The organism is Vibrio sp. 1727 (genome assembly GCF_033344415.1).
In the GTDB taxonomy this organism is placed as follows: Bacteria; Pseudomonadota; Gammaproteobacteria; order Enterobacterales; family Vibrionaceae; genus Vibrio; species Vibrio alginolyticus.
Map to the genome: position 1 here is coordinate 1 of NZ_JAWPOT010000630.1, position 528 is coordinate 528.

The following is a 528-nucleotide window of genomic DNA, read 5'->3' on the forward strand; positions in this document are numbered from 1 at the left end:
AAATCATCCCAATACCGTGCGTGATGGTGTTGGCAAGCTCTTCACTTTGACTGTATTGAGGTTTCTGCGGTGAGGACATCAATGCGCCTATACTAGAGTTTGGAATATTCGCTCTAGTATGGCACATTAAGCGTACACGTGTAAGCTAAAATTAAGACTCGTGAATCGCGGTCGTTTGGTCGAGGTAATTGAGGACAAGCTCACCCACTTCTTCCAGGTTTGTTGTCACCGGAATACACAGTTCGCGCTTGAGTTTTCCACTGCCGAGCAAGCTGGCAAGCATACCGCGAGAGCCACTGCGAGTGCGGTCAATCTCAAACCAAAGCTTGAGGTTTTGCTCATCACGATGCGCGACAAACTCTAACTCGCGCCATACGCCATGATACGGGCCATCAGTGGGCACCATTTCAAACTCTTGTACAAATGGCAGTTCGAAACCTTTTACCTCTTCGCATTCGACTTGGCGAATACGCAAGCCTTGGGCTTCAAACGCTGACAATATGGCATCCATAAGTGGGTCGGGTCTAA

1 protein-coding gene and 1 pseudogene are annotated in these 528 nt (G+C 48.7%); both read right to left on the minus strand.

Going from position 1 to position 528, the window contains the following annotated elements; all coding sequences use genetic code 11:
- Positions 1-79: pseudogene (locus R8O10_RS27295) on the minus strand (hemolysin III family protein); the annotation flags it as partial.
- A gap of 72 nt (positions 80-151) precedes the next feature.
- A partial coding sequence (locus R8O10_RS27300) for a sporulation protein (protein WP_318192244.1) occupies positions 152-528 on the minus strand: 377 nt, incomplete at its 5' end.